Raw genomic sequence first — 14459 nt, forward strand, 5'->3', positions numbered from 1 at the left:
GCAACACCGTGAAGGGCTCTCATGCGTGAGGTGAACGAGAACGTGTCGGCAGCCGCCGACCAGCGGGCGACCGCGGAGGCGATCGAGCGGGGTGGTGTCGGCCTGACCGTGACCGACCTGCTGGCCAAGGTCACGGCATCGGCCGTGTCCGCGCAGCCCGATGCCGCTGATCCAGCGACGCGGCAGCGGATCAGCCCGAGCGTGGCTTCGCCGGACGACAGCACCCCGCTGGTCGACAACACTTCGCTGGCCGACAGCACCACACCGCCGGCCGACAGCGCTCCGTCGGGCGACAACACCCCGCCGGGCGACAACACCCCGCCGGCCGACAACAGTCCGCCGGCCGACGGCGCTCCGCCGCACGACAGCGCCCCGTCGGCCACCAGCGCCCCGTCGGCTGACCTGGTGGCACTTGCGGCCACCATCGCGGCCATAGCCGGTCGCCATGTCCCCGCAGGACACCTCCCGCCCGAGGCGGACTTCTTCGACGCCGGGGGCACCTCCGTGAACGCGGTGGAGCTCGTTGCCGCGCTGGAGGAGGAGCTGGGGATGGAGGTCGACCTGGACGAGGTGTTCGCCGATGCCAGGCCGATCACCTTGGCCCGGCGCCGGCTGGAGGGCACCGGAGCCGGAGCCGCCGTACCGGCGACGGCCGCCTCGGGGATCCCGGCGGCGCAGGATCCGGCAGTGAGCGCGTCCGACAGGCCCCTGGCTTCCGGCGCCCGCCCGCTTCCCGCCCCCGGCGTGCCATCGGCCCTTCCCGCGCCCACCGCCCTCGCCACCCCACCCACCACTGCGGCCCCCGCCCCCGACGCCCCCGACGCCCCCGGCACCCCCGCACACGCCACGGCCCGCCCCGAGGACCTCACCCAGATCCTCGCCGACCTGGCCCTCGCCGACCGCCTCCCCTTCACCGCCTCACCCGACCCCCTGCCACCCCGCCGCGTGCTCCTGACCGGCGCCACCGGCTTCCTCGGCAGCCATATGCTCCTGGACCTGCTGCGCCACAGCGACGCCCATGTCTACTGCCTGGTCCGCGCGGCGGACGAAGAGGCTGCCGTCGCCCGACTCGGTGAAGCCCTCAGGAGCTACGCGCTGCCGTGGTCCTCGGAGGTCCGCCGCCGCATCACCGTGCTCCCCGGCGACATCCGCCACCTCCACCTGGGTCTGACCGACGACGTCTGGAACACCCTCGTCCACGAACTGGACAGCGTCGTCTCGGTCGCGGCCGCCGTGGACTTCCTGCGCGGCTACCAGTCCCTGCGCGCCGGCAACGTCCTCGGGGCCCTCACCCTCGCCGAACTCGCCGCGACCGGCCGCCCCAAGCCCCTGCACCACATCTCCTCGATCGCCGTCTTCAACGAGGTCGGCATCCCCTCCATGGGCGAGGACGACCCGCTCGCGCACATCGACCGGCTCATCGCCGGCTACGACCAGACCAAGTGGGCCGCCGAGGTGGTCCTGCGCCGCGCCCGCGACCACGGCCTCGTCGTCACGGCCCTGCGTCCCGGCGGCATCGGCGGCCACACCAAGACCGGCGCCTACAACCCCCAGGACCTCAGCAGCGGCCTCATCTCGGCCTTCGGCCGCTTCCGCACCGTCCCCGCCTTCCGCCACCTCAACGCCGCCCCCGTCGACTGGGTCAGCCGGGTCGCGGTCGCCGTCATCTGCGAACCCGACGCCTGGGGCTTCGACTACAACCTCACCGGCGTCCCCAACACCCTCGACGACGTCGTACGGGACATGGCGCTCGGCGGCATGCACGTGCGCGTACAGGACTGGGACGAGTGGCGCACCGGCACCCTGGCCCGCCTCCAGGCCGATCCGGTCCCCGAACTCGCCTTCCTCAACCGCGTGTTGCAGAGCCCCACCGCCCTGAAACTGTGCGAGGCGACCCTCACGGGCCCGGCCGCCACGGCCGACCGCACCACCGCCCTCGTCGAAGCCCTCGGCCTCCCGTCGGCCGCCCGCTACGACGCCCGAGCCCAGCTGAAGACGTTCGAACGCCTCGCCGACGACGGCCTGGCCCGCCTCCCGCACAAGGACGACCAGCCCTACCTGTGGTTCACGGAGACCACCGAAGGCACCGTCGGCCCTGTCGGAGCCACCCCCGACACCCCCTGCTCGATGTCCCTCACCCTCTCCATCGCGAGCATGCACCAGCTGGTGACGGACCGCCGCGTCGACGTCCGCGGTGAACTCGCCTGCCCTGCCCTGCACCCCGAGCCGCTCACCGTGACCCGCGGCGACATCTGGATCCGCCCCGACGAAGGCATCCCGCACCGGCACGGCCTGCGTCACCAACTCCTTCGCTACCGCCTTGAGTTGACCGACGTCGACGGCGGCCGCTGGTGGCTGGAGGGCCACAAGTACGCCCGCGCCCGCCGCGATCTGTGGCGCCAGACCCGTGCCCTCACCGTCGAGCTCGGCCGTGAGGGAGCACCGGCGAGCCTGGCCGGCGAGGTCGTCGTCCCCGCCGACTCCTACGTGCGCGACCAGATCGACGGCATCAAGGTCGACCCCCGCCTGACCAGCCAGGAGAAGCGGGCCGCCAAGCTGACCTGGCTCGCCTGGTTCGGCCTGGAGATGGGGCGCGGCCTGCTCGGCCCCTTCGCCCGGGCCGCCGCGGACCTCCTCGACCTGCGCCGCACCCAGACCCCCACGGAGTACCACCGATGATCTTCCGGACGACGAGCCCCAGAACCACCAGGCCGGCCCTGCGCAAGGTCAGGACCACCACGGCCCTGCGCCCCCTCCACCACCGCCTCGCCCCGGCGACGGTCGAGGAGATCCCGTTCCACGCGTCCGACGGCGTACGTCTCGGCCTGACCCGTATCGACACCGGCGACCAGGGCCGCCCGGCCGTGCTGCTCCTGCACGGACACACCGCGTCAGCCGACATGTTCCTGCTGCCCGAGACCCGCAACCTCGTCGACGTCCTCCTGGACGAGGGCTACGAGCCCTGGCTGCTCGACTGGAGGGGCAGCTGCCGCCTGCCGTACAACGAGACGGGCCGCCGCTACACCTACGACGACGTCGCCCTCTACGACATCCCCGAGGCCGTCCGCCACATCCGCACCCGCATCGGCGACCGCCCCCTGTTCGCCGTCGCCCACTGCATAGGCTCCCTCGCCCTGTCCCTGAGCATGACGGCGGGCCTCGTCTCCGGTCTCGCGGGAGTGGTGTCCCAAGGTGTGTTCCTCACACCCAAGCTCGCCGGCCGCACCTCCCTGCGCATGACCCTGGCCGGAGAGCTCCTCAAATCCCGTATCGACCACATCCCCGTCGACTTCCGCAAGGTCGGCCTGTGGTCGAAGTACACCCCGCTGTTCGCCCTGGCCTCCCGCAAGGCCACCTGCCCGGACCCCACCTGCCAGATCCTGCACAACTCGGCCTGGGGGACCGGCGCCTCCCTCTTCGTCCACGAGCACCTGACCGACACCACCCACGGCCGCCTCGCCGAACTCCTCGGCTCCGCCCCGCTGTGGATCCTGCCGCACCTGCGCCGCATCGAACTGGCCCGCACCGTGGTCCGCTGGCACGACACCGACCACCGCTACCGGGCGCTCCCGCAGAACGCCCTGGACGCGGCCGCCCGCATCGACACCCCGGTCCTGCTCCTGGCGGGCAGCGAGAACGGCCTCTGGCTGGACTCACAGAAACTCTGCCGCGACGTCCTCGCCCACCGCCAACCGCAGTTGGACGTGACCTACACCGAGATCCCCGGCTACGGCCACTTGGACACGTTCCTCGGCAGGGGCGCGGCCCTCGACGTGTACGGGCACATCCTCGATTTCCTGGGCGAACGCCGATGACGGCGGCCGGTACGGCCGGATACCGTACCGGTGAGTAACCGGACCGCACTCCAGGAGGAACCCATGTCGCAGCTCGAAGTCGACGGCGCGATGCTGACGTACGACGACGAGGGCCCCCGCGACGGTGACGGCGTGCCCCTGGTGTTCGTCCACGGCTGGACGGCGAACCGGCACCGCTGGGACCACCAGGTGGCCCACTTCTCCGAGAAGCGGCGGGTCGTGCGGCTCGACCTGCGCGGGCACGGCGAGAGTGGCGGGGCGGGCGTGCGCACGATCGACGAGCTGGCGAAGGACGTGCTGGCCCTCCTCGACCACCTGAAGATCGAGCGGTTCGTGATCATCGGCCACTCGATGGGCGGCATGATCGCCCAGACCATCACCCTCGCCCACCCCGAGCGGGTCGAGCGCATGGTGCTGGTGAACTCCATCGGCCGGATGGCCTACAGCCGGGGCCGCGCTCTGCTCATGGCCGCCTCGACGCTCGCCCCCTTCAAGCTGTTCGTCGCCGCCAACATCCAGCGCGCCTTCGCTCCCGGGTACCCGCGCGAGGAGATCCGCGAGTACATCCGCGCCTCCGCCGACACGCCCCGAGAGGTTGTCATGACGCTGTACGGCGCCATGCGTGCCTTCGATGTGCTGGACAGGGTCGGACGGATTCAGGCGCCCACCCTGATGGTGCACGGCTACCACGACATCCAGCTGCCCGTCGCCCAGATGCTGCGCATGGCCAAGGCGTATCCGGACGCGGTGATCCGCATCCTGGACGCCGGCCACGAACTGCCGGTGGAGAAGCCGGCCGAACTGACGACGGCACTGGACCGGTTCCTCACCGACCGCGGTTAGGCAGGCCGCAGCAGTCGCAGAGCGGGTCGAAACTTTCGCACCCTCAGGGGTGCCCATGGCGCTTCTTGAGTCAACTCGGGTTCATGGGTGCGCAGGCTGTTGACGGCAGACGGTTGCGCTCTTACCGTCTGCCGCGCGATTCGGAAACGTGTCCGAAACTTTCGAGCCTGAGAAGGGGACAAGATGGCGACCCCCACTTCCATCGACCCGCCTCCCGAGCGTCGTCCCCGGCGCCCGCGCACCCGCACCCGCACCGCACTGGTCCTCGGCATGGCCGGCCTGCTCGCCGCAGCCGGCGTCACCGCCCTCGCGGGAACCGCCGGAGCCGCCAGCACCCTTGGCGCCGCGGCCGCCGAGAAAGGCCGCTACTTCGGTGCCGCCGTCGCCGCGAACCACCTCGGCGAGGCCCCGTACGTCTCCACGCTCAACACCGAGTTCAACTCCGTGACGCCCGAGAACGAGATGAAGTGGGACGCCACCGAGCGCACCCGCGGCACCTTCACCTTCGGCTCCGCGGACCAGATCGTGAACCATGCCCAGGGCAGGGGCATGAAGGTCCGCGGTCACACCCTGGTGTGGCACTCCCAACTGCCCGGCTGGGTGGGCGGTTTGGGCGCCGCCGACCTCAGATCGGCGATGAACAACCACATCACCCAGGTCATGCAGCACTACAAGGGAAAGATCCACTCCTGGGACGTCGTCAACGAGGCCTTCCAGGACGGCGGCAGCGGCGCCCGGCGCAGCTCGCCCTTCCAGGACAAGCTCGGCGACGGCTTCATCGAGGAGGCGTTCCGCACCGCGCGTGCCGCCGACCCGGCCGCCAAGCTCTGCTACAACGACTACAACACCGACGGCGTCAACGCGAAGAGCAATGCCGTCTACAACATGGTCAGGGACTTCAAGGCCCGCGGCGTACCGATCGACTGCGTCGGCTTCCAGTCCCACTTCAACAGCGCCTCCCCGGTCCCGTCCGACTACCAGGCCAACCTGCAGCGCTTCGCCGCCCTCGGTGTCGACGTGCAGATCACCGAACTGGACATCGAGGGCTCGGGCACCGCACAGGCCAACAGCTACAGCAACGTCGTACGGGCCTGCCTGGCCGTCTCGCGCTGCACAGGCATCACCGTCTGGGGCGTCACCGACAAGTACTCCTGGCGTGCCAGTGGAACGCCCCTGCTCTTCGACGGCAACTACGCCAAGAAGCCCGCCTACAACGCGGTCCTGACCGCGCTCGGCGGCTCCTCCTCCGGCGGCGGCACCCCCGGCGCCGCCTGCACGGCCACCTACAGCAAGGCCGAGGAATGGAGTGACCGCTTCAACGGCAAGGTCACCATCACCGCGGGGAGTTCCGCCATCAGCACCTGGAGCACGACCGTCACCGTGACATCCCCGCAGAAGATCTCCGCCACCTGGAACGGCACGCCCACCTGGGACAGCAGCGGCAACGTCATGACGATGAGGCCGAACGGCAACGGCAGCCTGGCCGCCGGAGCGTCGACGAGCTTCGGCTTCACCGTCATGAAGAACGGCACGGGCACCGCCCCGGCGATCGGCGCCTGCACGGCATCCTGACCAAGCCCGACTCCGGGCCCTGGTCCGTGTCCGGCGCGGCACCGTCCCGTCGGGATGCCGTCCGCGCCGGACACACCCGTTGCTCAGGCGGTGGCGCGCAGGGTCCGCTTGGCGAGTTCGTACGCCGGCAGCATCGCCCGGTGCTCCTCGGTGTCCATCCCACCGAGATGTATGACGACGGGGCCCTTCTTGGTGGTGACAGCGAGGGCGGTCTCCTCCTTCGTCTCCTCCAACAGCTCGCTCGTGTAGAGGTACTTCACCTCGGCTCCGGAGAGGCCGCCCGCCGTGAACGTGCTGTACTTCGCCTTGCTCGTGTTCTTCTCCGCCGCGACGAAGGCCTCCAGCACCCCGCGCGCGTCGTCGCTGCCCGGCTCACCCGTCCAGACGCGGAGGAAGCCGATGTTCCCCGCCGGCTTGGCGTCGACCTCGCACGCGGCCGTGACCGGACCCTGGTGCAGGATCGCGTCGGCGATCTCCTGGGCCAGCTCGTCCTCCTCCGGGTCGGCGGAGCCGCCACCGCTGTCGGCGGCCTTCTCCTTCGCCTCCCCGGCGTCGACGGCCTCCGCCTCCCAGTACTCGGCGATGTCGAAGGTGACCGGCAGTTCGCAGGCCGAGCCGGCGGCGCCGATGGTGCCGCCGCTCTTCACCGCCGTATCGCTGTCACTCGCCGACCCAGCCGAAGCGGAAGCGCTCGCCGACGGCTTCGCGTCGTCGCCGTCCGCCGCCCCCGCGCAGCCCGTCAACACCCCGGCCAGCAAAGCCACTTGGGTCAGCCGAAGCCGCACCTGCCCCGCCCCCACCAGCATTGTGATCTCTCCCCACCCGATCCTGCTTCTGATCTTGCTCAGACGGCACACAGTATCCGAGGCCACTGACAGAGCGGATCCGTGCCCTGCGGCATCATGAGGCGATGACCTCGCTGACCTTCGACCGCTACTGCGACGAGATCGTCACCCAGACCGAACGGCTCACCGCTCACGTACGGGGCGCGGACATGACCGCGCAGGTGCCCTCCTGCCCCGGCTGGAACCTCGGCCAGCTGCTGCGACACGTGGGCGGCGACCACCGGTGGGCGGAGGAGGTCGTACGGACCGGGGACGCCCGTCCGTTCCCCGAGGACCTGTCCGCCCACACCCACGAGAAAGAGTCCTTCCTGACTCCCTGGCTCACCGAGGGCGCCGCCGCCCTGAGCACCACCCTCCGCTCCGCCGGCCCCGACGCACGCGTGTGGACTCCGGCCGAAGACCGGGACTCCGCGTCCTTCTGGGCCCGGCGCATGACCTACGAGACGGTCGTGCACCGGGCCGACGCGGCGTTCGTCACCGGCACGGACTTCACGCTCGACGACGACCTCGCCGTCGACGCGGTGCAGGAGTGGCTGGACTTCTCGACGGTCTCCGAGGCGTTCGAACCCCACCCGGACCTTCCCGACCTGCTCGGCCCCGACCGGACGCTCGGCTTCCACACGACCGACGCCGGAGCATGGCTCGTCGATCTCACCGGCGACCGACCGGCCTGGCGTCCCGGCTCCCACGGCGCCACCGTCGCCGTAAGCGGTCCGGTCACGGATCTGCTCCTGTTCCTCTACCGGCGACCCGCCCCCGCCATCCAGGTGCAGGGCGACATGGCGCTGCTCGACCTCTGGCTGACCCGCACTGGTTTCTGGCTGGAGGCGTGACGCGGGGAGGCCTTCGCGTTGCCCAGCGCCGGAAGGGGAGCTTCGTACCTGGAACTCGGCCGGATCAGCGACACCTTCCGCGTGACCGTCAACGGCACTCGCCTGGCACCCGTCCGCCTCCGTCCCGTGGCCGACGTCGGTCCGCTGCTGCGGCGCGGAGACAACGTCGTCGAGGTGGAGGTGGCGACCCCGCTCGTCAACCGTCTCCGGGCGGTGCGGCCGCAGGTGTTCGGCGCGGTCGAGCGACAGGCGTACGGACTCATGGGACCCGTTCGCCTGGTGCCGTACCGGCAGGCGGTCGTGGAGTGGGAGGGTGCGGCGCGCGGGGTGCTCGCGGGGACCACCGGTCGTCCATGGAAGCCGGAGGTGAGCTGACCCTCGTGACAAGGGCAGGCGTCAGGAGGGCAGCGCAGGGGGTGTCGGAACCGTCCGAGTCCCCTGCACCTCTGAACGCGCGGACTCTCGGGAAGTGAGCGACCGGCTCAGCTGCCACACGAACACGATCGCCGCGAGGCCGGCGAATGCACCGAGAACGTCTGCGAGGATCCCGGCGTGCAAGGCCTCCCTGAGGGCGTCGGCGCTCTCGGCCCTTTCATAGCGGGACTTGGCCGAGCCGCCGACGTACGTCCACGACACGAAGGTGGCCCACCAGACGACGACCCACAGCGGAGAGCGGCAGCGAGCCGTGGCCCGGGGCCGGGCCGACCACATGTCGAGAGCGAGCAGGAGCGGAATCCCGAGGTTGGCTGCGGGGACGAACCACCCGGCCAGCGCCCAGGTGCGGCTCCGCCACCACCGGCGGACGGGGCGCAGGCGTTCGGCCCCGGCATGCTCCCACGCCTGAACGAACCACCCCACGAACACAATGCCCGCCCCTGCGAAGGCGGCCGTCTGCAAGCCCGAGAGGTTTCCCACCCACATCTGCGCTCGCACGACGGGTTCGCCGTGCGCCATGCGCCCGAGGACGGCGTACAGACGCACCTGAGCCATCAGATGCGCCGCCGCCAAGGCGATGTTCGCCCCGAGTGCGGCACACACGACCGCGCCCAGCCCCTTGCCCACCAGTGCCCCCACATTTTCTGCGGCCGATTCCGGTCGGCTTGAGGACGAGCAATGTAAGAGCCGGGGAGAGGCCGTGTCCAGCGGTCACCTGGTGGTGGCCTCCGGCCCGCAGCCGAACGGCGCGGCTGCTCAGCGGGCATGCCGGGCCGGGAACCAAGGCAAAAGCCAAGGCATTTGCCCGCTATGTGAGCGACAACGCGACCAGGGCCGGCTACTCAATCAGCTCTTCGTCAGGAGAAGGCAAGGCCAAGCTGGCCGAAGCGGCGGATGTGTCGGAGGCCGACATATCCAAAGTCCTCGCCGGAGAGTACGAGGTCCCAACCGACCGTGAGCTCGCAGCGCAGCGGCTCGGCATCAAATCCCCGAAGAACGTGGCGGCCTTCGAGACCCTGGTCGCGGCTCTGCTCGACGCTGAGAAGCGGCGATGACCTGGTGAGGGATCACTGAAGAGCTGGGCTCCGCCGTATTCCCCCCGTAATGCCACTTTCCCGCCACTCCGGCGACGTGGCCGAGGGATAGCCGGGGCAGAGGCTTTGCTGAAGCGGCAAGTTGGTTGGCCGTCGTCGGAGCGCTCCCGCAGGCTTCTTCAATGGGGACCGCACAGCCTCCGCGCCTGTCCGGTCCCCGACGAAACCTGCTGCCCTTTGGAGATGCCATGCGCTTGCAAGCCGCCGAGTTCTGGGAGACCCGTTACCGGGACGGCAGCCGTCTGTGGAGCGGCCGCCCCAACGCGCTGCTCGTTCGAGAGGCCACCGACCTCGCGCCGGGCAGCGCGCTCGATCTGGGATGCGGTGAAGGTGCCGACGCGGTGTGGCTGGCGACCCGCGGCTGGCGGGTGACCGGCGTCGACATCGCGCACACGGCTCTGGAGCGTGCCGTTCTGCACGCCGCCGACGCCGGCGTGAGTGACCGTACGGTCTGGGAACGTCACGTGCTGGGAGAGTCGTTTCCGGAGGGCTCCTTCGACCTGGTGAACGCGCAGTACCTGCAGTCGCCGGTCCCACTGGACCAGCAGCGGATTCTGCGGGAGGCCGCGGCGGCGGTCGCCGTGGGCGGCACTCTGCTGATCGTGATGCACGCCGGCTGGCCGTCGTGGCAGAGCGAGCCACCCTTCGAGGCGGAGTTCCCGACACTGCGGAGCGTTCTCGACGAACTCGCCCTGCCGCAGGGCGACTGGACCGTGGAGACGATGGAGACGGTGCGCCGTGTGAGCGTGTCACCCGAGGGCGTGGAGGGCTTCCGCGACGACCACGTGTGGCGGATCCGACGCGGCGACGCCTGACGGAGAGCGCTCCAGACTGCCGCAGCCGCCCCGACCACGGTCTGCCGTTACGACCACGACTACGCGTGTGTTTACGGCAGCCCGCCGGCAGCAGAACCCGCTGGTCTCTGAGCGATTCCGCCCTCCCGCGCCGACCGCCTGCCGCAGCGCTCGCCCTCCGGCGGCCACCGATCGTCCCTCACGGACCTCCCTGGGCCGATCCCGCGGAGCGCATCCACCGGTCCTGGCGCACGAGCTGTTACCAGTGATCGTCCCGCCGCCGTGCTCGTGCGGGCCTCACCCGGTACAGGTGACCGTCGCCCGGCCGCCGGGCGCCGGGGAATCAGGGCGTCAGAACGATCTTGAAGAAGATGATCAGCAGACCGAGCAACAGATTGACCGATGCGGTGGCGGCCAGGAGCGGGCTGACGGTCACCGCGGCGGCCCGCGGGACGGCGACCTTGACGATCGGCCACTCGTCACGGCACACGTGCGCCACGACCTGGCGGTCCGGACTGGAGCCCGCGCCGATCACCACAGAGGCCGCGAGCACGGATCCCCAGACGCCGCCCGTGTAATCCGCGCCGGCCCGGCGCTCGGCGCGGCGCGCCCCGCCAAGTTGCGGGAGCGATACCGCCGTGTGTGCGAGGGCTTGGGAGGGAGGGGAAGGAGGGGAGAAAAGGGTGGGAAATCACTGTGAACTATGGATTGGGGTGATTCATGTTAAATACGGTCTGTGCCACACCTGGAAAATCCGAACACTGCAGGTTCCCGTAAGGAGCCCTCCCCGGAACGCTCGCTGCTGGCGTCAGTCGTCACCGATCCCGAGCACCTCCCCGAACTTCTCGCCGAATTCGCCGTTCGACGCATCGGTCCTACCGTGCCCGAAGCGATCGCCTCGCTTCGGCGGAACCATCCGGACGCCACCGAGGCGGAGCTCCGGGCAAGGGTGGTCGATCGCGGCCGACGGGCCGTCGTATCGGAGGGATCTGTTGTTGGCGGCCCGTTCCTCGTCCTCATTCCCGTCGCGTTCTGTGCGGCGTTGCTCCGCCAGGCGCGTACGGCCCTGGAGCTCGCCGCACTCGGCGGCCGCGACCCCACGGCGAGCTCCCGCGCCTGCGAACTCCTCGTCCTCCAAGGCGCGTACGAGGACACCCGGCAGGCGCAGGAGGCGCTCGCCCGGACGGTACGCACCACCGACGCGCCCACCCGATCGAGGAGATGGGTGACCCTGTGGGACGTCACCCTGCGCATGGCCCACCTCCTCGGCCTGCTCACACCGGGGGAAGAGAGCCAGGCCGCAGGCCGACGCCTGCACCGGCTCGCCGTCCGGACATGGCGGTGGCTGCTCCTCGGCGTGGTCTTCCTGGTCGGACTGGTCGCCCCCCTCGTCTGGCTCCCGTACATGGCGATGGCCTACCAGCGCGCTGACGCCCGCCTGGCAGGCCGTGCCCTCGCCTTCTACTTCGCCGACACCGCACCCCCTTCGCGCCACCGGATCTCCCGCCTCTCACCGGAAGCAGGGGCGGCCGCACTCCGCGCGCTCCTCTCTCTCCTCGTGCCGCTCATCCTGATCGCCGTGACCTTCCTGACGGGTCTGCGCGTCGCCGACAGCCGATGGCCCGTCCTCGGTGTCGTCCTGGCCGCGGCCTCCGCCACGGTCGGCGTGCTCTGGTACTGGCGCCGCCACCGACCATGAGACGTGCAAGCAGCGCCCCACCCGGCGTGTGCTGCCGGTGCGAGACGGCAACAGCCCACTTCCTCGGCCATCAAGACCGCGGACGGCAATCTCATGAGCACGCCACTGGTGCGTGGCCGGCTGGCCGGCATGTTCATCCGGCTGGTGCACCGCACTCCGAGGGCCCACCCCACGGGGCGGCCGCGCGCGCCGGGTCGCCCCGCATCGAGCTGGTGGCCGGCGTTGTGGCTGCAGCGCCCGCAGCTGCCCTCGGGGAAGGCTGCGGGCCGGCTGACCCGCCGGCCCCTCAACGCCCTCAACCCCGCGAGGCCAACGCCTCTCCGAGCACCCCCCGCGCCACGTCCAGCGCCGCCGTGCGATCGGCGGGCACCAGTCCGATCCGGGTGCGCCGGTCCAGCAGGTCGGCCTCGTCCAGCGCGCCCTCGTGGCGTGCGGCCCACAGCAGTTCGGCGGCGGTGACGGGATGCCCCGGCAGCACAGGTTCGTTGAGGCGGGGATCGCGCGCGCCGAGCGCCAGGACGGCCGGGGCCTCGATGCCGTAGCGCTGGACGAGGCGGCGCGGCGCCCGGACGGAGCCGAGCGCGTCGGGCGACGCGGCGCCGACGAGGGGCAGGGCGGCGGTCGGGGAGGGGCCGGCGGTGAGCCGGTGGGTGGCGACGGCGGCGTCGACGGCGTCCTCGGCCATGCGCCGGTAGGTGGTGAGCTTGCCGCCGACCACGGTGATCACGCCGTCCGGCGAGGTGAGGACCGCGTGCCGACGGGAGATGTCGGAGGTCCTGGGCGCCGCCCCGGAGTGCGCGTCCGATGACGTGTCGAGGAGCGGTCGCAGGCCGGCGAACGCGCCGACGACGTCCTCGCGTTGGACCGGGACGTCCAGGACGGAGCCGAGGACGTCCAGGAGGAAGCCGATGTCCGTCTCGGGTACTTCGGGAACGTCCGGGATGTCGCCCTCGACGGGCTCGTCGGTGAGCCCGACGTAGACCCGGCCGTCGCCCTGGGGCAGGACGAGCACGAAGCGGTTGGTCTCGCCGGGGACCGGGACGTGCAGCCCCGCGGGCAGGGGGCCGAGGTGGTCGGAGCGCAGGACGAGGTGGGTGCCGCGTGAGGGGCGGATCCGGATGCCGTCCACCAGGCCGCCCGCCCAGACACCGGACGCGTTGATCACGGTGCGGGCCCTGATCTCGCCTTCCTCGCCGGTGAGTTCGTCACGTATGCGGGCGCCGGACGCGGTGAGCTCCAGCGCCCTGGCACGGGTCAGGATGCGCGCTCCACGGGCGGCGGCGGTGCGGGCGATCGCGGTGACCAGGCGGGCGTCGTCGGTGAGCCGGCCGTCCCAGGACAGCAGGCCGCCGCGCAGGCCCTGGGTGCGCAGGGCGGGGGCGAGGTGCCGGGTCTCCACCGCGGAGAGGCGGCGCGGGGCGGGCAGGGTGGCGCGGGCCGTGCGGGCCGCCAGGCGCAGGGTGTCGCCGGCCCGGAAACCGGCCCAGGCCAGGGCGGACTGACCGCGCGAGACCAGGGGAGTGAGCGGGAGCACGAAGGGCTGGGCCCGCACCAGATGCGGTGCCGTGCGCTCCATCAGCACCCCGCGCTCGACCGCGCTCTCGTGGGCCACGTCGAGCTGGGCCGAGGCGAGATAGCGCAGGCCGCCGTGGATGAGCTTGCTGCTGAAGCGGGACGTGCCGAAGGCCAGGTCGTGGGCGTCGACGGCGGCCACCGTCAGGCCCCGGGCCGCGGCGTCCAGGGCGGCTCCGGCGCCGGTCGCGCCCAGCCCGACGACCAGGACGTCCACGGCCGGACCGCCGACGGTCTCGGCCAGTTCGCGCGAGCGCCGGGCGGCGGACAGCGACGATCCGGGAACCGGGGGAGTGGCTGTGCTCATGGGGTGAGGGTCCTCTCCAGGATGCTGCGCAGTTCCGCCAGGAAGGCCTCACTGCTCAGGTCGGGGTCGTCCTCGTCGGTCATCGTCCGCAGGGACAGCGTGAAGGACTGGACGATCAGCAGCAGGGACCGCGCCTGCCGCTCGACGTGGCCGGCGCGCACCGACCCGTCGGCGTGGCCCTCCCGCAGGGCGTCGGCCAGCAGGGCGATGAGGGCCTCCTGGCTCGCGCCGCGGCGGTCGAGGACGTAAGGGAGGAGCAGTTCCGGATCGACGTCGACGATCTTCTGGAAGAGCGGGTGGACGCGGAAGGCCTCGACCCCGGCCACGAGCCCGTCGACGATCAGGCCGCGCGTGGCCGTCCCGGGCCGCCGCTCGGGCATGGCCCCGGTGGCCGCGGCGACCCACTCCCGGGTCATCAAGTCCCCCACGAGTGAGCGCACATCGGGCCACCGCCGGTACAGCGTCATCCGGGAGACACCCGCGCGGCGGGCCACGTCGGTCAGCGTCGTACGGCGGACACCGACGGCCAGGACACAGTCGCGCACCGCGTCGAGCACCGCATCGCTGTCCGAGTGGTTGTGACGAATAGGCGTCATGTGTCACAGTGTAACGCCTGCGAGGCCGTCCGGGACACGGCATCGCTCGAATCG

Annotated in this window: 13 protein-coding genes and 1 pseudogene; 9 read left to right on the plus strand and 5 right to left on the minus strand. The window is 71.3% G+C overall.

Annotated features, from left to right (window positions below):
• Nucleotides 1-21: 21 nt before the first annotated feature.
• From ACZ7L6_RS33240 to ACZ7L6_RS33255, 4 genes are all read left to right on the plus strand, one after another.
• Nucleotides 22-2679 (plus strand): thioester reductase domain-containing protein, encoded by a 2658-nt coding sequence (locus ACZ7L6_RS33240; protein WP_471930370.1) that lies wholly within the window; start codon nt 22-24, stop codon nt 2677-2679.
• A complete protein-coding gene (locus ACZ7L6_RS33245) occupies nt 2676-3815 on the plus strand; it encodes an alpha/beta hydrolase (RefSeq protein WP_471930372.1) in 1140 nt (379 codons plus the stop codon). Before ACZ7L6_RS33240 ends, ACZ7L6_RS33245 begins: the two co-directional genes overlap by 4 nt.
• A 63-nt stretch (nt 3816-3878) precedes the next feature.
• The gene (locus ACZ7L6_RS33250) at nt 3879-4658 is read left to right on the plus strand and encodes an alpha/beta fold hydrolase (RefSeq protein ID WP_471930374.1); all 780 of its coding nucleotides are present in this window, start codon (nt 3879-3881) and stop codon (nt 4656-4658) included.
• Nucleotides 4659-4841: 183 nt separating this feature from the next.
• Nucleotides 4842-6230 carry a glycoside hydrolase family 10 protein gene (locus ACZ7L6_RS33255; RefSeq protein ID WP_471930376.1) on the plus strand — a complete coding sequence of 463 codons (1389 nt, stop codon included), beginning with the start codon at nt 4842-4844 and terminating at the stop codon, nt 6228-6230.
• Nucleotides 6231-6313: 83 nt separating this feature from the next.
• Here ACZ7L6_RS33255 and ACZ7L6_RS33260 read toward each other — a convergent pair whose 3' ends face one another.
• On the minus strand, nt 6314-7036 hold the full coding sequence (locus ACZ7L6_RS33260; protein WP_471930378.1) for a lipoprotein: 723 nt from the start codon (nt 7034-7036) through the stop codon (nt 6314-6316).
• A 104-nt stretch (nt 7037-7140) separates the two neighbouring features.
• Here ACZ7L6_RS33260 and ACZ7L6_RS33265 point away from each other — a divergent pair, with 104 nt between their 5' ends.
• Entirely contained in the window at nt 7141-7908 is a 768-nt protein-coding gene (locus tag ACZ7L6_RS33265) for a maleylpyruvate isomerase family mycothiol-dependent enzyme (RefSeq protein ID WP_471930380.1), read from the plus strand.
• 18 nt (nt 7909-7926) lie between these two features.
• The gene (locus ACZ7L6_RS33270) at nt 7927-8283 is read left to right on the plus strand and encodes a hypothetical protein (protein ID WP_471930382.1); all 357 of its coding nucleotides are present in this window, start codon (nt 7927-7929) and stop codon (nt 8281-8283) included.
• Between the two features lie 21 nt (nt 8284-8304).
• Here ACZ7L6_RS33270 and ACZ7L6_RS33275 read toward each other — a convergent pair whose 3' ends face one another.
• Complete coding sequence (locus ACZ7L6_RS33275) at nt 8305-8982, minus strand: DUF4328 domain-containing protein (RefSeq protein ID WP_471930384.1); 678 nt, start codon at nt 8980-8982, stop codon at nt 8305-8307.
• 173 nt (nt 8983-9155) lie between these two features.
• On the opposite strand from ACZ7L6_RS33275, the gene ACZ7L6_RS33280 reads away from it, so the two are divergent.
• Both ACZ7L6_RS33280 and ACZ7L6_RS33285 read left to right on the plus strand, forming a co-directional pair.
• Nucleotides 9156-9398, plus strand: coding sequence for a hypothetical protein (locus ACZ7L6_RS33280; protein ID WP_471930386.1), 243 nt, complete (start codon nt 9156-9158; stop codon nt 9396-9398).
• Nucleotides 9399-9625: 227 nt separating this feature from the next.
• Nucleotides 9626-10252, plus strand: coding sequence for a class I SAM-dependent methyltransferase (locus tag ACZ7L6_RS33285; protein WP_471930388.1), 627 nt, complete (start codon nt 9626-9628; stop codon nt 10250-10252).
• 322 nt (nt 10253-10574) lie between these two features.
• Here the strand turns inward: ACZ7L6_RS33285 and ACZ7L6_RS33290 are convergent.
• Nucleotides 10575-10838 (minus strand): annotated as a pseudogene (locus tag ACZ7L6_RS33290) (hypothetical protein); the annotation flags it as partial.
• 273 nt (nt 10839-11111) lie between these two features.
• Between ACZ7L6_RS33290 and ACZ7L6_RS33295 the strand changes: the two are divergent.
• Nucleotides 11112-11930, plus strand: a complete 819-nt coding sequence (locus ACZ7L6_RS33295) for a hypothetical protein (RefSeq protein WP_471930390.1) — start codon at nt 11112-11114, stop codon at nt 11928-11930.
• Between the two features lie 295 nt (nt 11931-12225).
• Here ACZ7L6_RS33295 and ACZ7L6_RS33300 read toward each other — a convergent pair whose 3' ends face one another.
• Entirely contained in the window at nt 12226-13809 is a 1584-nt protein-coding gene (locus tag ACZ7L6_RS33300) for a glycerol-3-phosphate dehydrogenase/oxidase (protein ID WP_471930392.1), read from the minus strand.
• Nucleotides 13806-14405 carry a TetR/AcrR family transcriptional regulator gene (locus ACZ7L6_RS33305; protein WP_471930394.1) on the minus strand — a complete coding sequence of 200 codons (600 nt, stop codon included), beginning with the start codon at nt 14403-14405 and terminating at the stop codon, nt 13806-13808. Before ACZ7L6_RS33305 ends, ACZ7L6_RS33300 begins: the two co-directional genes overlap by 4 nt.
• Between the last annotated feature and the right edge of the window lie 54 nt (nt 14406-14459).

The sequence above is a fragment of the Streptomyces sp. NPDC107522 genome (assembly GCF_055657525.1).